Genomic DNA, 25743 nt, shown 5'->3' with positions numbered 1-25743 from the left:
GTATGATTTAGTTCTGCAAATGTAATTATTTTTTTGGTTTTTAATCTTAGGCAGACGGATTTCAGCCATCAGAATTTGAATAGTTATTTCAAGCCGGTCTGGCAAGTTTTATAACATAACTTTGTTTGAGAAAGGTTATTCACGAACCTTATTTCCAAACACTCTTTTTCTAATTCTTTTGACAGAATATCTTTTACCTGAGTTACGAGTTCGCTGGCGTCGTATTCCTGACCGCCAGACCAACCTTCCGGGCATTTCATAAACGGAAATTCTGGTTTGGCAGGATACGGAATAACTTCAATAGGTGTTTTGGTTTGGGCATTCCAAAATACTAAATCTGTGATGAACATTTTTGTGTTTATATGATTCAATTTGTATGTGACCAGATTTACTTCCGGAGCATTTTCCTCCTTTATAAATTTATAGCCATCGATTAAGCCTTTAACTTCATTGTCAAATTGTTCTAGAATCTGAATATTTTGGTTCAGGTCAGCTATTTTATTCGTTTCAAATAATGGTATGGTATCTGTCCTGATTGTATCAAAAAAATTAATATTAGAAGCAAAATTAGTAATCGCTTCCTCGCTCAATATCGGCTCTTCTATTTTTTCTGTTTGTTCATTTTTACAAGAATAAAAAACGGCAAAAATGGTTAATAAAACAACTATTTTTTTCATGATATTTATTTTTATTCTTCACAATATCGCAACAATTATGAGTTAAAACAAATTTTTAGAAAAAAACAACTTACAGAAAAACAAAAAAACCGGAATTTCTTCCGGCTTTACATATTATTTACCCTTGTTTTTGTGCTTTCATATTTTCTACAAAATCATCAAACAAATAACGGGAATCATGTGGTCCCGGACTGGCTTCTGGATGGTATTGTACCGAAAAGACCGGTTTGTTTTTCAACCGGATTCCTGCCACGGTATTATCGTTGATATGGTAGTGAGAAATCTCTAAATCAGCGTGGTTTTCGACCTCTTCACGCACTACGGCAAAACCGTGATTCTGAGAAGTGATTTCGCCTTTTCCGGTGTTGATGTTCATTACCGGATGGTTGATTCCGCGGTGGCCGTTAAACATTTTATAGGTGTTCACGCCATGAGAAAGTGCGATGAGCTGATGTCCCAGACAGATACCGAAAACCGGCTTGCTTGACTGGATAATTTTGGTTACTTCTTTAACCACCTCGGTCAGCGGCTGCGGGTCGCCCGGTCCGTTAGACAAGAAATATCCGTCCGGATTAAAGCTGTCGAGTTGCTCTTTGGTGCTGTTGTATGGAAATACTTTGACATAACAATCTCTTTCTGCCAGACATCTCAATATGTTTGTTTTGATACCAAAATCCATCGCAGCAACTTTGTAAGTCGCATTTTCTTCTCCGAAGAAATAAGGTTCTTTGGTAGAAACTTTTGACGCCAATTCCATACCCTCCATACTTGGCACTTCTGTCAATAATGCTTTCAACTCTTCCACAGACTTTCCGTCGGTAGAAATGACAGCATTCATCGCACCGTTATCGCGAATATGGGCAGTTAATGCTCTGGTATCAACATCAGAAACGGCAACCAATCCTTTTTTCTCAAAATAATTGTACAAAGAATCTGTGGCCGCGGGTCTGGAATAGGTATAGCTAAAGTTCCGGCAAACTAAACCTGCTATCTGAATGTCTGACGAATCGGTATCGACATCGGTTACGCCATAATTCCCGACATGTGCAGTGGTCGAAACCATGATTTGTTTGTAATAAGACGGGTCTGTAAAAATTTCCTGATAGCCGGTTACTCCGGTATTGAAACATATTTCCCCGAAAGTTGTTCCTTCAATACCTACTGATTTTCCGTAGAAGATAGTACCATCTTCGAGTAATATAATCGCTCTTTTTCTGTGTTGGTATTTCATATCTTATTTTTGATTGTTCAAATTTTGGCAAAAAAAAGGACAAACATTAATTGCGTTTGCCCTTTTCTTATTTTAAAAACCAATAATCATTATTCTTTGGTTTCTTTAGTTTCAGTATCGTTTGCTTCTTCTACTTTGTTTTCCACTTCAGTAGTTTCGGCTACAACTTCTTCTGTTTTTGTAGATTTTCTTCTACCTCTACGTGTTGTTTTCTTCGCTTCTTTTTTGTCAGCGTTGTACAACTCGTTGAAATCTACGAATTCAATCATTGCCATCTCAGCGTTGTCGCCAAGACGATTCCCTAATTTGATGATACGTGTGTATCCTCCCGGACGATCACCCACTTTTGGAGCAATTGTTCTGAACAACTCAGTAACCGCATGTTTATCTCTTACATAAGAGAAAACTACTCTTCGGTTATGTGTGTCGTCAGTTTTCGCTTTGGTCACCAAAGGTTCAACGAATTGCTGAAGAGCTTTAGCTTTGGTCAAAGTAGTATTGATACGTTTGTGTTCAATTAATGAACTAGACATATTTGCCAACAACGCACGTCTGTGTCCGGTTTTTCTTCCTAGTTTATATACTTTTTTTCCGTGTCTCATTTTCTTTTGGAATTAGGACTTTATAGTCCAACTTATTCTTTATCTAATTTATATTTTGAGAGATCCATTCCGAAATCTAATCCTTTGACTTCAACAAGTTCTTCCAACTCTGCCAAAGATTTTTTTCCGAAGTTTCTGAATTTCATCAAATCGCTTCTGCTAAATGTTACTAAGTCGCCTAAAGTATCTACTTCGGCTGCCTTCAAACAATTTAATGCTCTCACAGACAAGTCCATATCAACTAGTTTAGTTTTCAATAGCTGTCTCATGTGTAATGATTCTTCGTCGTAAGAATCTGATTGAGCAATTTCGTCAGCTTCAAGTGTTATTCTTTCGTCAGAGAATAACATGAAGTGATGAATCAATGTTTTGGCTGCTTCAGTCAAGGCGTCTTTTGGGTGGATTGACCCGTCTGTAACAATGTCTAAAACCAGTTTTTCATAGTCTGTTTTTTGCTCCACACGATAGTTTTCGATTGCGTATCTAACGTTTTTAACAGGAGTGTAAATAGAATCTACGAAAATTGTTCCAATAGGAGCGTTGGCTTTTTTATTTTCTTCGGCCGGAACGTATCCTCTACCCTTTTCTATGGTAAGTTCCATAGATAAATTTACTTTTTCTTCCAGGTTACAAACCACTAAGTCGGGGTTAAGCACTTGGAATCCTGAAATAAATTTTTGGAAATCACCAGCAGTAAGCTGATTTTTACCTGAAAAAGAAATGCTTACCGATTCATTATCTACATCATCGATTTGTTTTTTCAAACGAATCTGTTTTAGATTCAGAATGATTTCGGTTACATCTTCAACCACTCCGGCAATAGCAGAGAACTCATGCTCAACGCCTTCAATTTTTACAGATGTGATGGCGTATCCCTCAAGGGACGACAAGAGAACTCTTCTCAGTGCATTACCAACGGTCAACCCATATCCTGGTTCAAGAGGTCTGAATTCGAATTTCCCCTTAAACTCAGTTGAGTCAATCATGATAACTTTATCGGGCTTTTGAAAATTAAATAATGCCATATTGTTTAGACTAAATGTCAATTATTATTTGTTGTATAACTCTACGATTAGCTGTTCATTGATGTTTTCAGGAACTTGTAATCTTTCAGGTATGTTCACGTATGTACCTTCTTTAGTGTCATTATTCCATGTTATCCACTCATATACTTCGTTGGAAGCGGAAAGAGCGTTTTGGATAACTTCTAATGTTTTAGATTTTTCGCGGACAGCTACTTTGTCTCCGGCTTTCAATTGGTATGACGGAATGTTTACTACTTCTCCGTTCACAGTAATGTGTCTGTGTGATACCAACTGTCTTGCACCGCGTCTGCTTGGAGCAATTCCCATACGATAAACTACGTTGTCTAATCTTGACTCACATAGTTGAATCAATACTTCACCTGTAACTCCTCTTGCTGCAGATGCTTTTTTGAAAAGACCACGAAATTGTTTTTCCAATATTCCGTAAATTGCTTTTGCTTTTTGTTTTTCCTGCAACTGAATAGAATATTCAGATTTTTTACCTCTTTTACGAGCCAAACCATGTTGTCCCGGAGGGTAATTTTTTCTTTCGAGTGATTTGTCATCACCAAAAATCGGTTCACCGAATCTTCGGGCGATTTTAGTTTTTGGACCAGTATATCTTGCCATTTTAAAATTAATTTAGACAGGGATTATGAATTCAGGTCAATCCTCCGATAATCTTAATCCTGTCTGGTTTATACTCAAATAAATTATACTCTTCTTCTTTTAGGAGGACGACAACCGTTGTGCGGAAGTGGTGTTACATCGATAATTTCAGTAACTTCTACTCCACTATTATGAATTGAACGGATAGCTGATTCTCTTCCGTTACCCGGACCTTTAACGTACACTTTTACTTTTCTCAATCCTGCTTCGAATGCTACTTTTGTACATTCTTCGGCTGCTAACTGAGCTGCGTATGGTGTATTTTTCTTAGAACCTCTGAATCCCATTTTACCGGCAGATGCCCAAGAAATCACTTCTCCTTTTTTGTTTGTCAAAGAGATGATAATATTGTTAAAGGTAGCACTGATGTGTGCCTCGCCTGTAGCTTCAATAACAACTTTGCGTTTCTTTGTATTTGCTTTAGCCATATTTACTACTTATTATTTAGTTGCTTTTTTCTTGTTAGCAACAGTTTTTTTCTTACCTTTTCTTGTTCTTGAATTGTTTTTAGTGCGTTGTCCTCTCAATGGCAGACCAATTCTGTGTCGGATACCTCTGTAACAACCGATATCCATCAAACGTTTGATGTTCAATGAAGTTTCTGAACGCAATTCTCCTTCAATAGTGTAGTGAGATACTGCTTCACGAATTCCGGCGATGTCATCATCATTCCAGTCTGTTACTTTTTTATCTTCACTAACGTTTGCTTTTGCTAAAATCTCTTTTGCTCTGCTGGAACCAACTCCGTAGATGTATGTTAAAGCGATGATTCCTCTTTTATTTTTAGGTAAATCTACCCCTGCTATTCTTGCCATAATTACCCTTGTCTTTGGTTAAATCTAGGATTTTTTTTGTTTATTACGTAAACTCTTCCTTTTCTACGTACCACTATACAATCGGCACTTCTCTTTTTTACTGATGCTCTTACTTTCATTATTTTTCAGCTTTAATATCTATATGTTATACGTGCTTTGGTCAAATCGTAAGGACTCATTTCCAACTTTACTTTATCGCCGGGCAAAAGCTTAATGTAGTGCATTCGCATTTTCCCCGAAATATGTGCAGTTACTATGTGACCGTTTTCTAATTCTACCCGGAACATCGCATTTGACAATGCTTCAATGATGGTTCCGTCTTGTTCTATTGCTGGTTGTTTTGCCATAAATCAATTATAATGACCTTCTGTTTTTTCCTGTTCTCATCAATCCATCATACTGTTTATTAAGCAAGTACGAATTTACCTGTTGAATGGTATCTATCGCAACACTTACCATAATCAATAATGATGTTCCTCCATAAAACATTGCCCAACCTTGTTGAACGCCGAGCAAAGATACGGCAATTGCCGGAAATATTGCAACAAAAGCTAAAAACAATGAACCCGGAAATGTAATTAAAGACATTATTCTGTCCAGATAGTCTGCTGTATCGGCACCAGGTCGTACACTTGGAATAAATCCTCCGCTTCTTTTCAAATCATCTGCCATCTTGTTTGTCGGTACAGTAATTGCTGTATAGAAATAGGTAAAGATGATGATCAATAAAGCGAAAACAACATTGTATTCCCACCCGAAAATGTTACCGAACGTATTAGAAATATACTGTGCAGTATCGGAAGATGATAGTCCTGCTAATGCAGGCGGTACAAACATAATTGCCTGAGCAAAGATGATTGGCATTACTCCCGAAGCATTCACTTTGAGCGGTATCCATTGTCGGTTACCTGACACTGATGCGGCATCATAAGTTCCGGACGCACTGCGTCTTGCATATTGCACCGGAATTCTGCGTACTGCTATGGTAAGGTAAACACATGCCAGAATAAGTAGTAACCAGATAATGATTTCTAATACAATCATCATGGCTCCTCCGTTTCCTCCGGCAGCAGTTCTGGTTTGAATTTCCTGTACGAAAGAGATAGGCATTCTTGCTATAATCCCTACCATGATGAGTAGTGATATACCGTTACCGATTCCTTTGTCAGTAATTTTCTCTCCCAACCACATCGCAAAAACAGTACCTGTTGTCAAAATCAACACTGATGAGAATAAGAACGAAAATGAGTTAAACCCGAGCAAAAATGCGTCGGAAGGTAACTGTGCATATAGGTTATAGATATATGCAGGACCCTGAACCAAGGTAATAGCAATGGTTAGCCACCTTGTGATTTGGGTCATTTTTTTTCGTCCGCTTTCTCCGTCATTCTGTAGTTTTTGCAGATACGGTACAGCGATTCCCATCAATTGAACAATAATGGATGCAGAGATATAAGGCATAATCCCTAATGCAAAAACAGAGGCTTGCGAAAATGCTCCTCCGGTAAATGCGTCTAATAATGCACCCAAACCTTGTTCGGTTTGACTTGACAGGCCTTGTAATTTGGTCGCATCTATACCTGGCAAAGTTACTTGTGCACCGAAACGATACACAAGTAACAATCCGAGTGTGAATAAAATTTTATTCTTTAACTCTTCAATTTTCCAGATATTAGATAATGTTTCAAAAAACTTCTTCATAAGTTTTAAAGATATTATACGGTTACTGCTTCTCCACCTGCGGCTTCAATAGCTGCCTTAGCCGAAGCAGTAAATTTGTGAGCTGTTACTTTCAATTTTGTTTTTAGCTCTCCTCTACCTAAAATCTTTACTAAGCTATTTTTTGAAGTAATTCTGTTGTCCACTAAAGTTTCGATATCAACAGTATCAGTGATGATTCCGTTGTCAACCATAGACTGTAATGTGTCTAAGTTGATTCCTACATACTCTACTCTGTTAATATTGTTGAAACCGAATTTTGGTAATCTACGTTGTAAAGGCATTTGCCCTCCTTCAAAACCAATTTTTCTGGAATATCCTGAACGTGACTTGGCTCCTTTGTGACCTCTTGATGCTGTGCCACCTTTTCCGGAACCTTCTCCTCGTCCTAATCTTTTATTTTGGTTGTGTGTAGAACCTTCAGCTGGTTTTAAGTTGCTTAAATTCATTATTCGTTATTTTAATTAGTTTCAACAGAAACTAAATGTTTAACTTTATTTACCATTCCTTGAATTGTCGGCGTATCATCATGCTCAACAACTTGTCCGATTTTTTTTAATCCTAAAGCTGCCAAAGTTCTTTTTTGGTTTTCAGGACAATTAATCTTACTTCTGACTTGTTTTACTCTAATTTTTGACATAACGCTTACAATTAAGATTTAAACACTTGTTCCAATGTAATCCCTCTTTGTTTTGCGATGGTAGCTGCACTACGCATATTCAACAAAGCATCGAAAGTAGCTTTCACTACGTTGTGAGGGTTTGACGAACCTTGAGATTTTGTCAATACATTATGAACCCCTGCTGATTCTAACACGGCACGTACTGAACCACCTGCAATCACCCCGGTACCTTTCGATGCCGGCATTAAAAGAACTCTCGCTCCGGAGTATTTTCCTTTTTGTTCATGCGGGATAGTTGAGTCGTGTAATGGCACACGTACTAAGTTTTTCTTAGCATCTTCCACGGCTTTAGCAATCGCTTCAGAAACATCTTTGGATTTACCCAATCCGTGTCCTACCACTCCATTTCCGTCACCTACAACTACAACGGCAGCAAAACCAAAAGCTCTACCTCCTTTTGTTACTTTGGTAACGCGGTTTACACTAACCAAACGGTCTTTAAGTTCAAGTCCGCTGGGTTTTACAAATTCTACGTTTTTATAACTTTTAAACATAATTTCTTAGAATTTTAAGCCGGCTTCTCTTGCACCGTCTGCTAATGATTTAACTCTTCCGTGATACAGATATCCACCTCGGTCGAAAGATACTTTTTCGATTCCTGCTTTCAGGGCTTTTTCTGCGATGGCTTTGCCTACTGCTACTGCCATTTCGGTTTTAGTCCCCTCAGCATTAACCTCTTTGTCTCTTGATGAGGCAGCTGCCAATGTCACTCCGTTCACATCATCTATGATTTGTGCATAGATTTCTTTATTACTTCTGAATACAGACAAGCGTGGTCTTTCGGCTGTACCGTCCACTACTTTTCTAATTCTGTATCTAATGTTTTGTCTTCTTTCGGATTTCTTAAATGCCATAACTCAAATTTTAAGCTGATTTACCTGCTTTTCTTCTTAGTTGTTCTCCAACAAATTTAACTCCTTTTCCTTTGTATGGCTCAGGCTTACGGAAAGATCTGATCTTTGCTGCAACCTGCCCTACCAATTGTTTGTCGGCAGAAGACAATTTCACGATTGGGTTTTTCCCTTTTTCTGAAACTGTTTCTACTTTCACTTCAGGAGCAATCTCAAGAACGATATTGTGAGAGAATCCCAATGCCAAATCTAATTTCTGACCTTGGTTTGAGGCACGATAACCTACTCCAACCAATTCGAGTTCTTTTGTAAATCCTTCTGATACACCCACAATCATATTGTTGATAAGACTTCTGTACAAACCGTGCTTAGCTTTGACTTGTTTTACTTCAGATGGTCTTTCAACGATTACGGAACCGTCTTCTACTTTCACGCTTACGTCGTCGTAAGATTGTGAAAGCTCTCCTAATTTTCCTTTAACCACTACTTGGTCTGCAGTAACTTCTACAGTTACTCCTTCCGGTATAGCGATTGGATTATTTCCTATTCTTGACATTTCTTAAGTCTTTATATTTTAGTATACGTAACAAACAACTTCTCCTCCAACATTAAGCTGTTTAGCTTTTTTACCGGTCATCAACCCTTTTGAGGTTGACACAATAGCGATACCTAATCCGTTAAGGATTCTTGGTAAATCTGCAGAGGAAGAATATCGACGCAAACCTGGTTTACTGATTCTTTGAATTTCTCTGATAACAGGCTCTTTAGTGTCTTTGTCATATTTCAAAGCGATTTTGATGACACCTTGTACGGAAGAATCATCAAACTTGTAGCTCAAAATATAGCCTTGTTCGAACAAAATTTTTGTGATTTCTTTTTTGAAATTAGATGCTGGGATTTCGACCACTTTGTGGTTTGCTCTCGATGCATTTCTAATTCTTGTCAGATAATCTGCAATTGGATCTGTATACATAAAAAATGATTTGCGGTTATGGTTTTCAATTTTTGAACCTTTAACCAATTAAAATTTAATTTATTACCAGCTTGTTTTTCTAACTCCTGGTATAAGTCCTTGATTAGCCATTTCACGGAAAGTTACCCTTGAGATACCAAATTGTCTCATATAACCACGTGGTCTTCCTGTTAATTTGCAACGGTTGTGCAAACGAACCGGAGAAGCATTTTTTGGTAATTTTTGTAACCCTTCGTAATCGCCGGCTTCCAAAAGAGCTTTTCTTTTAGCTGCATATTTAGCAACCAATTTTTCTCTTTTTGCCTCGCGGGCTTTCATTGATTCTTTAGCCATATCTCTTAGTTCTTTTTAAATGGTAATCCTAACTCTGCTAATAATGATTTTGCCTCTTGGTCTGTATTAGCACTTGTTACAAAGGTAATATCAAAACCGGCAATCTTATTTACTTTGTCGATATCAATTTCAGGGAAAATGATTTGCTCGGTAACTCCAAGGTTGTAATTTCCTCTACCGTCGAAACCGTTAGCTTTAATTCCGCCGAAATCTCTTACGCGTGGTAAAGCAGAAGTTACTAAACGGTCTAAAAATTCGTACATTCTTTCTCCTCTAAGCGTAACTTTTGCTCCAATTGGCATTCCTTTTCTTAGTTTGAAAGTTGCTACATCTTTTTTAGACAAAGTCGCTACGGCTTTCTGTCCTGAAATTTTAGTCAATTCATCTACTGCGTAATCTACTAATTTCTTATCAGATACGGCAGCACCTACTCCTCGGCTGATAACAATTTTTTGCAACTTTGGAACTTGCATTACGTTGTTGTAACCGAATTCTTCTTTTAGAGCTGCGATTACGCGCTCGTTATATTCTTGTTTAAGTCTTGGTAAGTAAGCCATAACTATAATTCTTGATTAGATTTTTTAGAAACTCTCACTTTTTTATCGCCTTTTACCTCAAAGCCTACACGTGTAGGTTGTTTGGTTTTCGGGTCAATCAACGCTACATTGGAAATATGTACCGGAGCTTCTTTTTTAACTATACCTCCCTGAGGGTTGCTTGCACTTGGTTTAACGTGTTTGGAAACTACGTTGTAACCTTCTACGACAACCTTGTTCTCTTCTTTCAATACGCGTAAAACCTTACCTTCCACTTTGTCTTGACGACCTTTTCCGGTAACGATTCTCACGGTATCTCCTGTTTTTATCTTTAGCTTTGCCATCGTATATTGATTTAAAGCACTTCTGGTGCTAGTGAAACAATCTTCATGAATTGTTTATCACGAAGTTCTCTTGCCACAGGTCCAAAAACACGAGTTCCTCTCATTTCGCCTGCTGCGTTTAACAATACACATGCATTATCATCGAAACGGATATAAGAACCATCAGCTCTTCGTACTTCTTTTTTGGTACGAACAACTACTGCTGTTGAAACAGTTCCTTTCTTAACGTTTCCGTTTGGTGTAGCTTCTTTTACAGTAACCACAATTTTATCTCCGATAGACGCATATCTACGTTTTGTACCTCCTAACACACGGATTGTCAATACTTCTCTTGCCCCGGTGTTATCTGCTACTTTTAATCTTGATTCTTGCTGTACCATAATTATTTAGCTCTTTCAATGATTTCAACTAATCTCCAACATTTGGTTTTTGACAATGGTCGTGTTTCCATAATACGAACAGTGTCACCAATGTTACAATCGTTTTTGTCGTCGTGTGCAACATATTTTTTAGTTCTCAACACGAACTTTCCGTATAGAGGGTGTTTTTGTCTTTTCGTCTCAGTAACAACGATAGACTTGTCCATTTTGTTACTGGTCACAACACCGATTCTTTCTTTTCTTAAATTTCTTTTTTCCATCTTAACTGGAGCTTACAATTGTTGTAATTCTATTTTTCTTAGTTGAGTATTTACTCTTGCGATAGCTCTTCTTGTATTTCTGATTTGAAGAGGGTTTTCAATTGGTGAAATCGCATGTGCAGATTTTAGTTCTGCATAAGTATTCTGCAACTCACTAAGTTTGTCTCTTAATTCAGTTTCAGATAGATTTTGTATTTCTGATTGTTTCATGATGATTCAAAAATTAAGCTTGAAAATCTCTCGCAATTACAAATTTAGTTTTAACAGGTAATTTTTGTGCCGCTAAGCGCAAAGCTTCCTGTGCCACTTCTCTTGGTACTCCTCCTACTTCAAACATGATTCTTCCTGGTTTTACAACTGCTGCCCAATGGTCAACAGCCCCTTTACCTTTACCCATACGTACCTCTAATGGTTTTGATGTGATAGGTTTATCTGGAAAAATTTTGATCCACAATTGTCCTTCTCTTTTCATATAACGGGTTGCTGCGATACGAGCTGCCTCAATCTGACGAGAAGTAATAAATGAATAGTCTAAAGATTTGATACCAAACATACCGTTAGAAAGTTGATTTCCTCTTTGAGACAATCCTTTCATTCTACCTTTCTGTACCTTGCGGTATTTTGTTCTTTTAGGTTGTAACATTTTTCTTTAGTGTTTTTAATTACTTTCTTCTTCTTGGTTTTCCTGCTGCTGATGATCTTCCTGAAGATTTAGATTTTTGTTTCTCTAAACCAGCTAACGGAGAAAGATCTCTTTTGCCATATACCTCACCTTTCATGATCCATACTTTGATACCCATTCTACCGTAGGTAGTGTGAGCTTCAGCCAAAGCATAATCAATATCGGCACGGAAAGTAGAAAGTGGAATTCGACCATCTTTGAAGTTCTCTGAACGAGCCATTTCTGCTCCATTCAAACGACCGGAAATCATTACTTTGATTCCTTCCGCATTCATACGCATTGCAGCCGCAATAGCCATTTTGATAGCTCTTCTGTATGAAATACGGTTTTCGATTTGTCTTGCGATGCTTGTTCCTACTAAAAAGGCATCAAGCTCCGGACGTTTAATTTCAAAAATATTGATTTGAACCTCTTTTCCGGTCAACTTTTTAAGCTCTTCTTTTAGCTTGTCTACCTCCTGACCGCCTTTTCCGATGATGATACCGGGACGAGCCGTGGTGATAGTAACGGTTACAAGTTTCAAAGTTCGCTCAATAATTATCTTTGACACACTAGCTTTGGATAAACGAGCATAGATATACTTTCTGATTTTTGCATCTTCAGCAAGCTTATCTCCATAATCATTTCCACCGTACCAGTTAGAATCCCATCCTCTGATGATTCCTAAACGATTTCCGATTGGATTAGTCTTTTGTCCCATACTCTTTATTAATTGCTTTGTGTGTTATTATTTGACCCTAATACGATTGTTACGTGGTTAGAACGTTTTCTGATTCGGTGTGCACGACCTTGCGGTGCAGGACGCAAACGTTTCAACATTGTTCCACCGTCAACACGTATTTCTTTAATAAACAAATCTGCTTCTTCGATATTTGCTTCTTCGTTTTTAGCTTGCCAGTTAGCGATTGCCGAAAGCAATAATTTTTCTAATCGAATTGAAGCTTCTTTAGTGCTAAATCTCAATATGTTTAGAGCTTGTTCAACTTGCTTACCTCTTACCAGGTCTGCTACCAGACGCATTTTTCGAGGCGAAGTTGGGCAATTATTCAGCTTAGCGAAAGCCACCTGTCTGTTAGCTTCTTTTATCTGCTCAGCTCTTTGTCTTTTTCGAACTCCCATAGCTTCTTATTATTTTTTACCTTTATTTTTAGCTCCCGCATGTCCTCTAAAAGAACGGGTTGGCGAGAACTCTCCTAATTTATGTCCTACCATGTTTTCTGTAACATATACAGGAACAAACTGACGACCGTTGTGAACAGCAATAGTTTGACCTACAAAGTCAGGCGTAATCATTGACGCTCTTGACCATGTTTTGATCACTGCTTTATTTCCGTTTTCTGCGTTCGCTAAAACTTTTTTCTCAAGTTTAAAATGAACGTAAGGTCCTTTTTTTAATGAACGTGCCATACTCTTTACTTAATTATTTCTTTCTACGTTCGACGATATACTTATTACTATACTTAACACGAGAGCGTGTGCGATATCCTTTTGCAGGAATACCGTTTCTTGATCTCGGGTGACCTCCTGATGAACGTCCTTCACCACCTCCCATCGGGTGATCAATCGGGTTCATAGCTACTGGTCTCGTACGTGGTCTTCTGCCCAACCAACGTGATCTACCTGCCTTACCTGAAACAAGTAACTGGTGATCGTGGTTAGATACAGATCCAATAGTTGCTACACAAGTCAATAGCACCAAACGAATTTCTCCTGATGGCATTTTAACTGTTGCATATTTACCGTCTCTCGCTACTAATTGAGCAAATGTACCTGCTGAACGTGCAATCAAAGCTCCTTCTCCCGGACGCAATTCAATACATGAAATTACTGTTCCTAAAGGAATGTTTGCCAACGGCATAGTATTACCTACTTCCGGTGCTGCATCTGGACCGGAAACTACTGTTTGCCCAACCTGTAACCCGGAAGGAGCAATAATGTAGCGTTTCTCTCCGTCAGCATAAGCCAACAATGCAATAAACGCAGTTCTGTTTGGATCGTACTCAATCGACTTAACTGTAGCCGGTACGCCAAACTTATTTCTTTTGAAATCGATTAAACGATATCTCTTTTTATGACCGCCTCCTTTGTAACGGACAGTCATTTTTCCTTGACTATTTCTACCTCCTGAGCTTTTTTTCGGTGCTAACAATGAGCGCTCCGGCTTATCAGTTGTAATAGCGTCAAAACCATTAACAACTCTAAAACGCTGACCCGGGGTAATAGGTTTTAATTTTCTAACTGACATTTTTCTTAGATATTATAAAAATCTATGGTTTCTCCCTCTTTTAATTGTACTATTGCTTTTTTGTAAGCATTAGTTTTTCCGCTAATCATCCCGCTTTTTGTGTATTTCACAGAACGGTTAGCTCTATAGATCATGGTATTTACTTCTAATACCGTTACATCATAAGCACTTTCAACAGCTTTTTTAATCTCTACTTTGTTGGCTCTTTTATCAACAACAAAAGCAAAACGATTAAACAATTCACCGTCTTTAGTTACTTTTTCTGTAATTATAGGTTTGATTAATATACTCATTTTCCCTATTATTTACTTAAATTTTCAACAATTCCTTCTACAGAACTCTCGGTAATTACCAATGAATTTGCATTCATAACATCGTAAGTACTTACACCTGAATCTGTTACAACAGAAGCTCGTCGCAAATTACGAGAAGACAAATATACGTTTTTATTTGACTCTCCCAACACCAACAACGATTTTTTATTTTCTAAACCTAAAGCTTTCAACACATTAACAAACTGTTTAGTGCTTGGAGCATCAAAGTTGAAGTCTTCTACAACAACCAGATTAGACTCTTGAGCTTTCAAAGAAACTGCTGATTTTCTTGCTAATCTCTTCAGGTTCTTATTCAATTTGATTGAATAATTTCTTGGACGTGGTCCGAAAACTCTACCTCCACCTCTGAACAAAGGGTTTTTGATTGATCCTGCACGTGCAGTACCAGTACCTTTTTGTTTTTTGATTTTTCTGGTTGAACCGGTAATCTCTCCACGCTCTTTTGACTTGTGCGTTCCTTGACGCTGTGCAGCCAAATATCTTTTTACATCAAGATAAATTGCGTGTTGGTTAGGTTCGATACCAAATACAGAATCCGAAAGTTCAATTGTTCTTCCGGTTTCTTTACCGTTTATATCTAATACTTTTACTTCCATTACTTCTGAACGATTACGTAAGAGTTTTTGTGTCCCGGAACTGCTCCTTTTACTACTAAAAGGTTTTTATCCGCAACTACTTTTAAAACTCTAAGGTTTTGAACTGTTACTTTCTCGCCTCCCATTCTTCCTGCCATACGCATACCTTTAAATACACGTGAAGGCGTAGAAGACGCTCCGATAGAACCCGGTGCTCTCAAACGGTTGTGCTGACCGTGCGTCGCTTGTCCGACACCGCCAAACCCATGACGTTTTACCACACCCTGGAATCCTTTACCTTTAGACACACCTTGTACATCTACAAAGTCGCCTTCGTTAAACAAATCTGCAGTGATTACATCACCTAATTTGTATTCCGTTTCAAATTCTTGAATTTCAACGACTTTTTTCTTTGCAGATGTTCCAGCTTTCTTAAAGTGACCTAGCTCAGCTTTGATCGCTCTTTTATCTGCTTTGTCATCGAAACCAAGTTGCAACGCTTCATACCCGTCTACCTCTTTGGTTCTGACTTGGGTAACGACACAAGGACCTACTTCAAGGACTGTACATGGTATATTTTTACCATTCTCGTCAAATAAGCTGGTCATGCCGATTTTTCTTCCAATTAACCCAGACATAATGATTTATTAATTAATTATTTACTATACAAAATTTTCAAGCATCGGCAAAAGTAATACCAATGCTTGAAATAAACAAATTTTTATTAACTTAAGATCAAACTTTGATTTCAACCTCTACTCCTGAAGGTAATTCCAACTTCATCAAAGCATCGATAGTTTTTGATGAAGAAGAGTAGATATCTAACAATCTTTTGTATGAACTCAACTCAAATTGCTCACGTGATTTTTTGTTCACGTGTGGAGAGCGTAATACTGTAAAGATTTTTTTGTGAGTCGGCAAAGGTATTGGTCCTGTTACCACTGCTCCTGTACTTTTTACAGTTTTAACGATTTTCTCAGCAGATTTATCTACCAAGTTATAATCGTATGATTTTAATTTTATTCTGATTTTTTGACTCATTTTTATTGTAATTAAGCGTTACCTTTAGCATTTTTGATTACCTCTTCCTGAATATTGGAAGGAGTTTGTTCGTAGTGAGAAAACTCCATAGTAGATGTCGCTCTACCGGAAGATAATGTTCTCAATGTTGTTACATATCCAAACATTTCAGAAAGCGGAACAAGAGCTTTTACTACTTTTGAACCGGCTCTGTCGTCCATAGAGCTGATTTGTCCGCGACGACGGTTCAAATCTCCTACGATATCTCCCATGTTTTCTTCCGGAGTTAATACCTCTAACTTCATGATTGGTTCCAAGATAATAGCACCCGCAGCTTTTGCAGACTCTTTATATCCCATTTTAGCAGCCAATTCGAACGACAAAGCATCTGAATCCACCGCGTGGTATGAACCATCAACTAAAGTAACTTTTAATGAATCCATTTCGAATCCAGCTAAAGGACCTTGTTTCATAGACTCACGGAAACCTTTTTCTACAGCAGGAATGTATTCTTTTGGTACGTTACCACCTTTTACTTCGTTAACGAACTGTAATCCAACGAATGGTTTACCATCAACTTCGTCAGCTGGACCAATTTTGAATACGATATCCCCGAATTTACCACGTCCACCAGATTGTTTTTTATAAACCTCACGGTGATCTGCGATTTTAGTGAATGCCTCTTTGTACTCAACCTGAGGTTCTCCTTGGTTTACTTCCACTTTGAATTCACGACGCATACGGTCAACGATGATATCTAAGTGCAACTCCCCCATACCAGAGATAATTGTTTGTCCGGAAGCTTGGTCTGTACGAACAGTGAATGTTGGATCTTCTTCAGCCAATTTAGCTAATGCCATACCCATTTTATCAACGTCTGCTTTTGTTTTAGGCTCAATCGCGATACCAATTACCGGATCAGGGAAATCCATAGATTCTAACACAATTGGGTGTTTCTCATCACATAATGTATCTCCTGTTTTAATATCTTTAAACCCTACAGCAGCACCAATATCTCCAGCTTCAATTCTTTCGATAGGATTTTGCTTGTTAGCGTGCATTTGGTAGATACGAGAGATACGTTCTTTGTTACCAGAACGTGTATTCAACACGTAAGAACCTGCATCTAATCCTCCTGAATAAGCACGGAAGAATGCTAAACGACCTACGAATGGGTCGGTTGCGATTTTAAATGCCAATGCTGAGAACGGCTCATTTACTGATGGTTTACGAGCAATTGGTTCGTCTGTATCAGGGTTTGTTCCGTCAATCGCTTCTTTATCTGTTGGTGCCGGTAAGTAACGACAAACGGCATCAATCATGAATTGAACTCCTTTATTTTTGAAAGAAGATCCGCACATCATCGGAATGATACTCATATCCAAAGTAGCAGCTCTTAAAGCAGCATTGACCTCGTCTTCTGTAATAGAGTTTTCATCTTCCATGTACTTCTCTAACAAGTTTTCGTCATACGCTGCGATTTCCTCAATAAGCTTTCCTCTGAATTCCTTTACATCATCAACCATATCTGCAGGAATATCAACGATATCAAAAGTAGATCCGTGGTTTTCCTCATGCCATACAATAGCACGGTTTTTTATCAAATCCACAACTCCTTTGAAATCTGCTTCATCTCCGATTGGTAAAACGATTGGCACTGCATTTGAACCCAACATTTCTTTAACCTGATTACAAACATTTAAGAAGTTAGCTCCCTGACGATCCATTTTGTTTACGAATCCCATACGAGGAACTTTATAGTTGTCTGCTAATCTCCAGTTGGTTTCAGATTGTGGTTCAACCCCATCTACTGCGGAGAACAAGAACACTAATCCGTCCAATACACGTAAAGAACGATTTACCTCTACGGTAAAGTCAACGTGTCCCGGAGTATCAATGATGTTAAAGTGGTATTTTTGCGTCTCAGGAGTCGGTTTTCCGTTTTCCATCGGAAAGTTCCACTCTACTGTTACAGCAGCAGAAGTAATGGTAATACCACGTTCTGCCTCTTGCTCCATCCAGTCGGTTGTTGAAGACCCTTCGTGAGTTTCTCCAATCTTATGATTTTTTCCTGTATAAAAAAGGATACGCTCTGTTGTTGTTGTTTTACCCGCATCAATGTGGGCAGCGATCCCGATATTTCTAGTTAATTTTAAATCTCTTGCCATTGTTTTATCTGTTTTAGAATCTAAAATGTGAGAAAGCTTTGTTAGCCTCAGCCATTCTATGAGTATCTACACGTTTTTTAACCGCAGCGCCTTCTTCTTTGGAAGCCGCCAAAACTTCAGCTGCTAATTTAGCTGCCATTGATTTCTCATTTCTCTTTCTCGCATAAAGAATCATCCACTTCATTGCCATAGAGATTTTTCTGTCTGGACGAATTTGCATCGGAATCTGAAATGAAGCTCCACCTACACGACGTGAACGCACCTCTACATGAGGCATCACGTTAGTTAAAGCGTCTTTCCAAATTTCAAGAGCAGTTTTTTCTTCATCTTGTTTTTTCTCTTCAACGATCTCCAAAGCATCATAAAACACTTTGAAAGCTACTGACTTTTTACCGTCCCACATTAGGTTATTCACAAAACGCGTAACCAATTGATCGTTAAACTTCGGATCCGGTAAAAGAGGTCTCTTTTTTGCCTGTTTTTTTCTCATTTCTTCTGTTTCTTTTAAAAGTTTCAAGTTTAAGATTTCAAGTTCAAAGCTTTTGTGACATTAACAGACACATCAATCTTTTCGACTTTTTACTTCCCACTTTTCGACTTAAATTAAATTACTTTTTAGCTTCTTTTGGGCGTTTTGCTCCGTACTTAGATCTTCTTTGTGTTCTACCGCTTACTCCGGCAGTATCCAAAGCACCACGAACGATGTGGTATCTAACCCCTGGCAAATCTTTTACCCTTCCGCCTCTGACTAATACTATCGAGTGCTCTTGAAGATTATGTCCTTCTCCAGGGATGTATGCGTTCACTTCTTTACCATTTGTCAAACGAACACGAGCAACTTTACGCATTGCCGAGTTTGGTTTTTTTGGTGTAGTCGTGTAAACACGTGTACAAACCCCTCTACGTTGAGGACAAGAATCCAAAGCCATCGATTTACTCTTCTTAGTCAATCGAGTTCTTCCTTTTCTTACTAATTGTTGAATTGTTGGCATAATGTTTAATAAAATTTTTAAATATTTTCACCTTCCCAAACATTTTTTTTGGGGACGCAAATATATAAATAATTTTTCTCAAACCAAACACAATTGATTTATTTTCAAAATTATATCGTTTTATTTGCTCATCTGCATGGTTTGTTTCAAATTTGCTGATATGAAAAATTTGTTTGTTTTCGGGTTGCTGTTTTTCGCTTCGTTGGTGGGTTTTGCTCAGCACAACCTGAGTTTGCAGACGATTTTTACTCCCGAAAAAAACGATATTCCGGAAAGTTATAAAACCGAAAAATCTTTTTCCAATGCCAAAGGCATAACAGAATATGCACAGCAAACTTCTGATTTTCTCACGCAACAAGGTTATCTTTCTCATCGCAGCCGGCTCGAAAAAGCCAACGACAGTCTTTATCTGTTACATGTAGATTTGGGCAACCCCATCAGATATACCAAAATCTCTCTGCAAAATCTCTCTGACGATGCTGCTCAGATTATGGCTAACGAAAAATCGCTGCTTGTTCCTTATCCCGAAACGGAAAATTATTTACAGAAATGGTTACATCTGTTTGAATCCAAAGGTTACCCGATGACAGAATTTCAGTTGAGCAATCAACAGATTTCCAACGACACTATAGCTTTTGATTTAGACATTACGATGAACAACCCTCGGACACTCGATGCTATCACGATACAACCTTATGAAAAATTCCCGAACGGCTACCGGAAACAATTAGAAAAAAGATTTTTGGGCAAGCCGGTTTCTTCCGAAAACCTGAACGCTGTGAATGAAATGATTGAGCAATATCATTTTGTACGAACGCAAAAACCTGCCGAAATTTTGTTTATGGAAGACCAGACTGCTCTTTATTTATATCTGGAAAAAGCAGGAAACAACCGATTGGAAGGAATCATCGGTTTTGCTACCGACGAAGAAGAAAAAGTGCGTTTTAACGGTAATGCCGATATCGAACTGAACAACATACTGAACTGGGGCGAGCGTTTTAACATTTATTGGAAAAGCGACGGCAACCAACAATCTACTTTCAAAGCTGATATTTCGGTTCCGTATATGTTCAAATCTTCTTTAGGGATAGATGCCGGTATGGAAATTTTCAGACAAGACAGCACACAACAAAACACCAAACTCAATATTGCGGCTTTGTACCATATAAATTATCGGAACAAAATCGGGGTGGGTTATCAGAGTACATCATCAGTGGTGGGCGAACAAAATCTCTATGCAGCCGAAAACTACACCAACAGGTTTGTCACGCTGAATTATCAGTTTCATCATTACCGCAATCACTTTTTATTTCCGCTCAAGACAGAAATCCGGTTTGTTTCCGGAATAGGAAACCGGCAAACAGATACCCAGTCCAACGCCGGGCAGTATTTTGTTCAATTGAATGCTCAGCATATTTTAGACCTCAATCAAAGGAATAATATTTTGTTGAAATCAGAGATTTATTACCTGCAAAGTGATGAATATCTCTATAATGAACTGTATCGTTTTGGTGGCATTCACTCCATTCGTGGTTTTGCTGAAAATAATCTCACTACGAATTTATTAGGCGGAATCTACACCGAATATCGTTATTTACTGACCGGACAGATTTATGCCCACACCATCACGGATTTTGCCTACTACAACGACCCGATGGCAGATTTCAACGGCTTGCTTTATAGTTTCGGACTTGGTATCGGCATCAATACCCCAGGCGGATTATTCAATCTGATTTATGCCAACGGCATACAACCCGAAAGTGCTTTCAAACTCTCGAATTCTATCGTACACCTGAGTTATAAAACCCGTTTCTGAAACTATTGCTCTACAAAAACGACCTGTTTACTGCTTTTCGGCATGCTTACTACGTGATAAGGCTGGGAAATAACCGTTGTTGCATCTAAAACAATCTCATAATTTACCACAATATTACTTGCAGTTTCTTCTATTGACAAAATGGTTACTTCGCTACCGGAAGTCTGCACTTCAGCCACAACAGCAATCGCCTGACGGGTATCAAAGTCCACAGTAGTGGTGGTAAAGTTATGTAACTGAGATTCCATTTCATCAAGAAAGTCTCCCCAATTATCTTGGTTTTGAAAAACAGAAGTCTGTGATTCCACACCTTCAGAACCATTTAATGTTCCCTTTGCAATTAAATCAGTAGTTACCTGACCCAAGTCATCATCGTTACAATCACATGATGCAAACAAAAAAACTGACAAAAAAGTTAATACAATTGCTCTCATAATATTCTGATTTCTTTCAAAGATAAAAAAATAAATGAATATAACCATTTTTAACACACTAAACATCAATAGGTTCTATATCGAATGAAAAATTAAATAGTGGATAATCGACTTAAACCTTTTATCAGAAAGTTTTTTATTCTTTATCTATTTTTAAAATAGCTGTAACTTTGTCTTTCTTCTAATCATACAGAAATATGAAAATACTCCATATCGACCGTAACCACGCTTTGTTACTCGACCAACTCAATCAGGCTGGATTTGTAAATGAAGAAGATTACATTTCCGGCAAAGAAGAAATCGAGCAAAAAATTAATCATTACGACGGTATTGTTATCCGCAGCCGGTTCGCAATTGACCGGACATTTCTCGATGCTGCCACTCAACTGAAATTCATCGCCCGCGTGGGTGCCGGACTGGAAAACATTGATTGTGAATATGCCCGACAAAAAAATATACAGCTGATTGCCGCCCCCGAAGGAAACCGCACAGCCGTTGCCGAACACGCTATGGGCATGCTGCTTAGCCTGATGAATAAGCTGAAACAGGTTGACCGAGAAGTACGAAACGGCATCTGGAAACGTGAAGAAAACCGCGGTATCGAAATCGAAGGAAAAACCGTTGGGCTTATCGGTTACGGAAATATGGGAAAAGGTTTTGCCCAACGGCTGAAAGGTTTTGACTGTGAAGTAATTTTTCATGATATTATACCAGAGTTGAGTGATGAAAATGCCCGGCAAGTCAGCTTGGAAGAACTTCAACACAAGGCAGATATTATCAGTTTGCACACACCGCAAACTCCCAAAACTTTTCATCTGATTGACCAACAGTTTATCGACAACTGCCGTAAACCTTTCTGGCTGATTAATACAGCGAGAGGAAAATCGGTAAATACCTTCGATTTGGTCAACGGACTGAAATCCGGGAAAATTCTCGGAGCGGGGTTAGACGTACTGGAATATGAAAAATCATCTTTCGAAAATATGTTTGCCGACAATGAACTTCCCGAAGCCTTTCAATATCTCATCAATGCCGACAATGTTTTGCTGTCGCCCCACATCGCCGGGTGGACTGTCGAAAGTAAAGAAAAACTTGCTCAGACAATTGTCAATAAAATTGTCGCTCATTTCAAATAATTTTTTATTTTTACAACAAACAAATCTGACAATAAATTATGGAAAATCAACAAAGCAATTACCAAACTCGACCTAACAACCAAAATCCTAACTATTTGCAGGAAGCCAACAGCAAGAAAGTTTTAGCCGGAATATTAGGAATTATTTTCGGTAGTTTGGGTGTACACAAATTTGTATTGGGCTATAACAACGAAGGCATTATTTTACTGATTGCCACAATAATAGGTTATGCTACTGCATGTTTTATTATTGGCTATTTTATTTTGTTAGCTACAACGGTTATCGGTTTGGTTGAAGGAATCATTTATCTTACAAAAACTGATGACGATTTTTACAACACTTATATGAAGAACAAAAAAGCGTGGTTTTAGGAACTGAAATCATTTAACCTTTTTCTGATTATATTCCGAGGAGCATTCTGTTCATAGAAAATGATGTTTTTAGATAATTTGCTTATTTGCTAATTCTATGAACAATTGTCCCGGTGGGACTTTTCGGTTTTATAAATCAAATTAAAGAAAACTTAAACATGCTATTGCTGACTATTTAACTAATCGCTTTTGCCTATTTACTTTTTGTGAATCAACTTAGTTAATTGCAGACTCAAATCTCCGAAAATCATTTTAGGATTACCATTACGTTCAATATGATAGTACGCTTCAGAAAGCGCGTCAAAAATCTCAAATATATTCGCCGGATTAACGAACGGGGCAAACTTACTCAGGTCAAAATTTTCTTCTTTCGTTTGGATATAAACCAAATCGTTCACGCCATAATTCAGCATAAAAGCCTGCCGGAACATTTCAATGCAATACTGCAAAAATCGTTTTTGATTTTCTCTTCCAATTCCTGCTAATTCCTCACTCCAATTCAGCAAATCTACTACAACTTTGGTTTTCTTTTTAACCAGAAAGGCCTGGCGAACCCACTGAACAAACCATTTTTCAAAAGGCATCTCGGCATCATCAGCGGCTAATATGCTCAATGCTTTGTGCAGACTTCCGTTAGACTGTTTGGCAATCATCATCGCTTCAGAGGTATCACAGCCCTTGGCTTCGAGAGCTTTCTGAATATCCGTCTCCGACAAAGGAGCAAAACGAATTAGCTGACATCTGGAAGTAATCGTTTGCAAAAGCTGTTTTTCGTCTTCGGCAATTAAAATAAACAATGTTTTCTGAGGTGGTTCTTCGAGCAATTTCAGAATCTTGTTGGCAGCTTCGGTATTCATTCTTTCCGCCATCCAAATAATCATTACTTTATATCCACCTTCCACAGATTTCAATGCCAGTTTGCGTGCTATACTTGTCGTTTCATGCACGCTGATTAATCCCTGTTTCTGCGTCAGTCCGATTTGGTTATACCACGCCGACAAACTTCCGTAGGGCATTTCGAGAATAAACTTTGCCCAATCGTCCCAAAAATTATCAGACGTTTTTTTATCGGCAGCATTAACCGGAAAAACGAAATGCAAATCGGGGTGCTGTAGTTTGTTAAATTTCAGGTTACAGCTTGCGTTGCCTCCTTCATTATCTTCGGTTGTATTTTGGCAAACCACATATTGAGCATAGGCAATCGCCATTGGCAAAGTGCCGCTGCCCTCCGGCCCGACAAATAACTGAGCATGAGGAATCCTTCCTTCCTGAGCGGTTTTTATCAGATGTTTCTTTACGGACTCCTGCCCTATTATATCAGAAAAGTTCATAAGGCAAAAATAAGGTAAAAGTTATGAAGTTGAAAGTTATGAAAGTAAAATCTGCCTATAGGTTTTCAGCTAATGTGTCAATTTGCGAATGGGCGAATTTGCGAATTGTTATGTTGAGCTTGCCGAAACATCTTTTTTTGAGATTCCTCGGAATGACACAGAATGACAAAACTTCTATTAGCTTTTGGTTCTTTACTTTTGCCTCTTAGCCATTGCCTGATGCCTTTTAGCAACTTATCTGAAAAAAATCATAAAAATTTCCAAACAAAAAACTAATAGCCAATAAATTGTATATTTGCATATTAAGAGTATTTCAACCACATCAAAAACAACAATGAAAACAATCAGTGATTTCAATTTCAGCAATAAAAAGGCTATTATTCGTGTAGATTTTAACGTACCTTTAAACGAGCAGTTTCAGGTAACTGACGACAATCGTATTACAGCCGCCAAGCCAACTATCGACAAAATTGTGAATGATGGTGGCGTAGCGATTTTAATGTCGCACCTCGGCCGTCCTAAAAACGGTCCGGAAGACCAATTCTCTTTAAAGCATATCGTGTCGAAAGCAGAAGAAGTCTTAGGCAAAAAAATAACTTTTGTCAGTGATTCTATAGGTTCGGAAGTTGAAAAAACAGTAGCCAATGCACAACCCGGCGACATAATCCTACTGGAAAACTTACGTTTTTACAAAGAGGAAGAAGCCGGCGATAAATCTTTCGCTGAAAAAATAGCCAAACTGGGCGATATATATGTAAACGATGCATTCGGAACTGCACATCGGGCTCATGCTTCAACAGCCATCATCGCTGATTTTTTTCCGGAAAATAAATGTTTCGGTTATTTGCTCGCCAAAGAAATTGAAAGTATCGACAAAGTATTGAACGATTCGCAAAAACCTGTGGTCGCAGTTTTGGGCGGTTCAAAAGTTTCTTCCAAAATAACGATTATCGAAAATATTCTGGATAAAATCGACCACATGATTATCGGTGGCGGTATGATGTTTACCTTTATCAAAGCACAGGGCGGACATATCGGAAACTCAATTGTGGAAGACGACAAGCTGGATTTGGCATTGGAAATTCTAAAAAAAGCCAAAGAAAAAAATGTTCAGATTCACATTCCGGTTGACGTTATTGCTGCCGACGCTTTCGACAATAATGCCAACACACAAACCGTTGATGCCGATAATATTCCGGCTGGCTGGCAAGGACTGGACGTGGGTCCGAAAACACTGGAAGAATTTAAGCCTGTAATCCTCAATGCCAAAACTATTCTCTGGAATGGACCATTAGGCGTGTTTGAGATGGAAAAGTTTGCACAAGGCACCATCACTTTAGGCGATTTTATTGCCGAAGCGACAAAAAAAGGTGCTTTCTCATTAGTTGGCGGCGGCGACTCGGTGGCTGCCGTGAAACAATTCGGGTTAGAAGATCAGATGAGCTATGTATCTACCGGCGGCGGTGCAATGCTGGAAATGCTGGAAGGAAAAACCTTACCCGGAATCGCCGCTATTTCAAAATAAATTAAACCCCAGAACG

The 25743-nt window shown here is 38.3% G+C and carries 40 protein-coding genes; 4 read left to right on the top strand and 36 right to left on the bottom strand.

Going from position 1 to position 25743, the window contains the following annotated elements; translation table 11 throughout:
- Nucleotides 1-83: 83 nt before the first annotated feature.
- From CDL10_RS09405 to rpsL, 34 genes are all read right to left on the bottom strand, one after another.
- A complete protein-coding gene (locus CDL10_RS09405; RefSeq protein ID WP_100678294.1) occupies nt 84-677 on the bottom strand; it encodes a hypothetical protein in 594 nt (197 codons plus the stop codon).
- 118 nt (nt 678-795) lie between these two features.
- Nucleotides 796-1908 carry a glutamine-hydrolyzing carbamoyl-phosphate synthase small subunit gene (gene carA / locus CDL10_RS09400; protein WP_100678293.1) on the bottom strand — a complete coding sequence of 371 codons (1113 nt, stop codon included), beginning with the start codon at nt 1906-1908 and terminating at the stop codon, nt 796-798.
- An 89-nt stretch (nt 1909-1997) separates the two neighbouring features.
- The gene (gene rplQ / locus CDL10_RS09395; protein ID WP_100678292.1) at nt 1998-2510 is read right to left on the bottom strand and encodes a 50S ribosomal protein L17; all 513 of its coding nucleotides are present in this window, start codon (nt 2508-2510) and stop codon (nt 1998-2000) included.
- Nucleotides 2511-2542: 32 nt separating this feature from the next.
- A complete protein-coding gene (locus CDL10_RS09390; RefSeq protein ID WP_100678291.1) occupies nt 2543-3535 on the bottom strand; it encodes a DNA-directed RNA polymerase subunit alpha in 993 nt (330 codons plus the stop codon).
- A 24-nt stretch (nt 3536-3559) separates the two neighbouring features.
- Nucleotides 3560-4165, bottom strand: coding sequence for a 30S ribosomal protein S4 (gene rpsD, locus CDL10_RS09385; RefSeq protein ID WP_100678290.1), 606 nt, complete (start codon nt 4163-4165; stop codon nt 3560-3562).
- Between the two features lie 83 nt (nt 4166-4248).
- Nucleotides 4249-4632, bottom strand: coding sequence for a 30S ribosomal protein S11 (gene rpsK / locus CDL10_RS09380; protein WP_100678289.1), 384 nt, complete (start codon nt 4630-4632; stop codon nt 4249-4251).
- A 12-nt stretch (nt 4633-4644) separates the two neighbouring features.
- The gene (gene rpsM / locus CDL10_RS09375; RefSeq protein ID WP_100678288.1) at nt 4645-5019 is read right to left on the bottom strand and encodes a 30S ribosomal protein S13; all 375 of its coding nucleotides are present in this window, start codon (nt 5017-5019) and stop codon (nt 4645-4647) included.
- A gap of 2 nt (nt 5020-5021) precedes the next feature.
- Complete coding sequence (ykgO, locus tag CDL10_RS09370) at nt 5022-5138, bottom strand: type B 50S ribosomal protein L36 (RefSeq protein WP_100678287.1); 117 nt, start codon at nt 5136-5138, stop codon at nt 5022-5024.
- A 12-nt stretch (nt 5139-5150) separates the two neighbouring features.
- Nucleotides 5151-5366: a translation initiation factor IF-1 gene (gene infA, locus CDL10_RS09365; protein ID WP_010519234.1), complete on the bottom strand. Its 216-nt coding sequence runs from the start codon at nt 5364-5366 to the stop codon at nt 5151-5153.
- A gap of 7 nt (nt 5367-5373) precedes the next feature.
- Nucleotides 5374-6720, bottom strand: a complete 1347-nt coding sequence (secY, locus tag CDL10_RS09360; protein WP_100678286.1) for a preprotein translocase subunit SecY — start codon at nt 6718-6720, stop codon at nt 5374-5376.
- 14 nt (nt 6721-6734) lie between these two features.
- On the bottom strand, nt 6735-7187 hold the full coding sequence (rplO, locus tag CDL10_RS09355) for a 50S ribosomal protein L15 (RefSeq protein ID WP_100678285.1): 453 nt from the start codon (nt 7185-7187) through the stop codon (nt 6735-6737).
- Nucleotides 7188-7198: 11 nt separating this feature from the next.
- Entirely contained in the window at nt 7199-7378 is a 180-nt protein-coding gene (gene rpmD / locus CDL10_RS09350) for a 50S ribosomal protein L30 (RefSeq protein WP_100678284.1), read from the bottom strand.
- Between the two features lie 11 nt (nt 7379-7389).
- Complete coding sequence (gene rpsE / locus CDL10_RS09345) at nt 7390-7914, bottom strand: 30S ribosomal protein S5 (protein ID WP_100678283.1); 525 nt, start codon at nt 7912-7914, stop codon at nt 7390-7392.
- A 6-nt stretch (nt 7915-7920) separates the two neighbouring features.
- Nucleotides 7921-8274 (bottom strand): 50S ribosomal protein L18, encoded by a 354-nt coding sequence (gene rplR / locus CDL10_RS09340; protein ID WP_100678282.1) that lies wholly within the window; start codon nt 8272-8274, stop codon nt 7921-7923.
- 10 nt (nt 8275-8284) lie between these two features.
- Nucleotides 8285-8827 carry a 50S ribosomal protein L6 gene (rplF, locus tag CDL10_RS09335; RefSeq protein ID WP_100678281.1) on the bottom strand — a complete coding sequence of 181 codons (543 nt, stop codon included), beginning with the start codon at nt 8825-8827 and terminating at the stop codon, nt 8285-8287.
- 18 nt (nt 8828-8845) lie between these two features.
- Nucleotides 8846-9244 carry a 30S ribosomal protein S8 gene (gene rpsH / locus CDL10_RS09330; protein WP_100678710.1) on the bottom strand — a complete coding sequence of 133 codons (399 nt, stop codon included), beginning with the start codon at nt 9242-9244 and terminating at the stop codon, nt 8846-8848.
- 63 nt (nt 9245-9307) lie between these two features.
- Nucleotides 9308-9577: a 30S ribosomal protein S14 gene (gene rpsN, locus CDL10_RS09325; RefSeq protein ID WP_100678280.1), complete on the bottom strand. Its 270-nt coding sequence runs from the start codon at nt 9575-9577 to the stop codon at nt 9308-9310.
- Nucleotides 9578-9582: 5 nt separating this feature from the next.
- Complete coding sequence (gene rplE / locus CDL10_RS09320) at nt 9583-10134, bottom strand: 50S ribosomal protein L5 (protein ID WP_100678279.1); 552 nt, start codon at nt 10132-10134, stop codon at nt 9583-9585.
- A gap of 2 nt (nt 10135-10136) precedes the next feature.
- Nucleotides 10137-10457, bottom strand: coding sequence for a 50S ribosomal protein L24 (gene rplX, locus CDL10_RS09315; protein ID WP_100678278.1), 321 nt, complete (start codon nt 10455-10457; stop codon nt 10137-10139).
- Between the two features lie 11 nt (nt 10458-10468).
- A complete protein-coding gene (rplN, locus tag CDL10_RS09310; protein WP_100678277.1) occupies nt 10469-10837 on the bottom strand; it encodes a 50S ribosomal protein L14 in 369 nt (122 codons plus the stop codon).
- A 2-nt stretch (nt 10838-10839) separates the two neighbouring features.
- Nucleotides 10840-11097, bottom strand: coding sequence for a 30S ribosomal protein S17 (gene rpsQ, locus CDL10_RS09305; RefSeq protein WP_100678276.1), 258 nt, complete (start codon nt 11095-11097; stop codon nt 10840-10842).
- A 12-nt stretch (nt 11098-11109) separates the two neighbouring features.
- Nucleotides 11110-11307, bottom strand: coding sequence for a 50S ribosomal protein L29 (gene rpmC / locus CDL10_RS09300; protein WP_100678275.1), 198 nt, complete (start codon nt 11305-11307; stop codon nt 11110-11112).
- A gap of 13 nt (nt 11308-11320) precedes the next feature.
- Nucleotides 11321-11740 (bottom strand): 50S ribosomal protein L16, encoded by a 420-nt coding sequence (gene rplP / locus CDL10_RS09295; RefSeq protein WP_100678274.1) that lies wholly within the window; start codon nt 11738-11740, stop codon nt 11321-11323.
- Between the two features lie 19 nt (nt 11741-11759).
- Nucleotides 11760-12479, bottom strand: coding sequence for a 30S ribosomal protein S3 (gene rpsC, locus CDL10_RS09290; protein WP_100678273.1), 720 nt, complete (start codon nt 12477-12479; stop codon nt 11760-11762).
- 8 nt (nt 12480-12487) lie between these two features.
- Nucleotides 12488-12898 (bottom strand): 50S ribosomal protein L22, encoded by a 411-nt coding sequence (rplV, locus tag CDL10_RS09285; RefSeq protein ID WP_100678272.1) that lies wholly within the window; start codon nt 12896-12898, stop codon nt 12488-12490.
- 9 nt (nt 12899-12907) lie between these two features.
- Nucleotides 12908-13186: a 30S ribosomal protein S19 gene (gene rpsS, locus CDL10_RS09280; RefSeq protein WP_100678271.1), complete on the bottom strand. Its 279-nt coding sequence runs from the start codon at nt 13184-13186 to the stop codon at nt 12908-12910.
- 13 nt (nt 13187-13199) lie between these two features.
- Nucleotides 13200-14024 carry a 50S ribosomal protein L2 gene (gene rplB / locus CDL10_RS09275; RefSeq protein ID WP_100678270.1) on the bottom strand — a complete coding sequence of 275 codons (825 nt, stop codon included), beginning with the start codon at nt 14022-14024 and terminating at the stop codon, nt 13200-13202.
- Nucleotides 14025-14029: 5 nt separating this feature from the next.
- Nucleotides 14030-14317 carry a 50S ribosomal protein L23 gene (gene rplW / locus CDL10_RS09270; protein ID WP_100678269.1) on the bottom strand — a complete coding sequence of 96 codons (288 nt, stop codon included), beginning with the start codon at nt 14315-14317 and terminating at the stop codon, nt 14030-14032.
- 8 nt (nt 14318-14325) lie between these two features.
- Nucleotides 14326-14955, bottom strand: coding sequence for a 50S ribosomal protein L4 (rplD, locus tag CDL10_RS09265; protein WP_100678268.1), 630 nt, complete (start codon nt 14953-14955; stop codon nt 14326-14328).
- Nucleotides 14955-15572, bottom strand: coding sequence for a 50S ribosomal protein L3 (gene rplC, locus CDL10_RS09260; RefSeq protein ID WP_100678267.1), 618 nt, complete (start codon nt 15570-15572; stop codon nt 14955-14957). The genes rplD and rplC overlap by 1 nt, the downstream gene beginning before the upstream one ends.
- A gap of 97 nt (nt 15573-15669) precedes the next feature.
- Nucleotides 15670-15975 (bottom strand): 30S ribosomal protein S10, encoded by a 306-nt coding sequence (gene rpsJ, locus CDL10_RS09255; RefSeq protein WP_100678266.1) that lies wholly within the window; start codon nt 15973-15975, stop codon nt 15670-15672.
- Nucleotides 15976-15986: 11 nt separating this feature from the next.
- Nucleotides 15987-18122: an elongation factor G gene (gene fusA, locus CDL10_RS09250; protein WP_100678265.1), complete on the bottom strand. Its 2136-nt coding sequence runs from the start codon at nt 18120-18122 to the stop codon at nt 15987-15989.
- 13 nt (nt 18123-18135) lie between these two features.
- On the bottom strand, nt 18136-18612 hold the full coding sequence (gene rpsG / locus CDL10_RS09245) for a 30S ribosomal protein S7 (RefSeq protein ID WP_100678709.1): 477 nt from the start codon (nt 18610-18612) through the stop codon (nt 18136-18138).
- 118 nt (nt 18613-18730) lie between these two features.
- Complete coding sequence (gene rpsL, locus CDL10_RS09240) at nt 18731-19114, bottom strand: 30S ribosomal protein S12 (protein ID WP_100678264.1); 384 nt, start codon at nt 19112-19114, stop codon at nt 18731-18733.
- 160 nt (nt 19115-19274) lie between these two features.
- Here rpsL and CDL10_RS09235 point away from each other — a divergent pair, with 160 nt between their 5' ends.
- Nucleotides 19275-20930, top strand: a complete 1656-nt coding sequence (locus tag CDL10_RS09235; protein WP_133119483.1) for a BamA/TamA family outer membrane protein — start codon at nt 19275-19277, stop codon at nt 20928-20930.
- 2 nt (nt 20931-20932) lie between these two features.
- Here CDL10_RS09235 and CDL10_RS09230 read toward each other — a convergent pair whose 3' ends face one another.
- Nucleotides 20933-21364, bottom strand: a complete 432-nt coding sequence (locus CDL10_RS09230) for a hypothetical protein (RefSeq protein ID WP_133119482.1) — start codon at nt 21362-21364, stop codon at nt 20933-20935.
- A gap of 197 nt (nt 21365-21561) precedes the next feature.
- Between CDL10_RS09230 and CDL10_RS09225 the strand changes: the two genes are divergently transcribed.
- Nucleotides 21562-22500 (top strand): 2-hydroxyacid dehydrogenase, encoded by a 939-nt coding sequence (locus tag CDL10_RS09225; RefSeq protein ID WP_100678261.1) that lies wholly within the window; start codon nt 21562-21564, stop codon nt 22498-22500.
- A 38-nt stretch (nt 22501-22538) separates the two neighbouring features.
- Complete coding sequence (locus tag CDL10_RS09220; RefSeq protein WP_100678260.1) at nt 22539-22871, top strand: TM2 domain-containing protein; 333 nt, start codon at nt 22539-22541, stop codon at nt 22869-22871.
- 197 nt (nt 22872-23068) lie between these two features.
- On the opposite strand, the gene CDL10_RS09215 is transcribed toward CDL10_RS09220, so the two are convergent.
- On the bottom strand, nt 23069-24202 hold the full coding sequence (locus CDL10_RS09215) for a DNA polymerase III subunit (RefSeq protein ID WP_100678259.1): 1134 nt from the start codon (nt 24200-24202) through the stop codon (nt 23069-23071).
- A gap of 334 nt (nt 24203-24536) precedes the next feature.
- Between CDL10_RS09215 and CDL10_RS09210 the strand changes: the two genes are divergently transcribed.
- A complete protein-coding gene (locus CDL10_RS09210) occupies nt 24537-25727 on the top strand; it encodes a phosphoglycerate kinase (protein WP_100678258.1) in 1191 nt (396 codons plus the stop codon).
- Nucleotides 25728-25743: the final 16 nt, after the last annotated feature.

This window comes from Avrilella dinanensis, from assembly GCF_002807015.1.
GTDB lineage: Bacteria > Bacteroidota > Bacteroidia > Flavobacteriales > Flavobacteriaceae > Flavobacterium > Flavobacterium dinanensis.
Note: the sequence above shows the minus strand (reverse complement) of the source record. Positions and strands in the feature narration are given on the sequence as shown.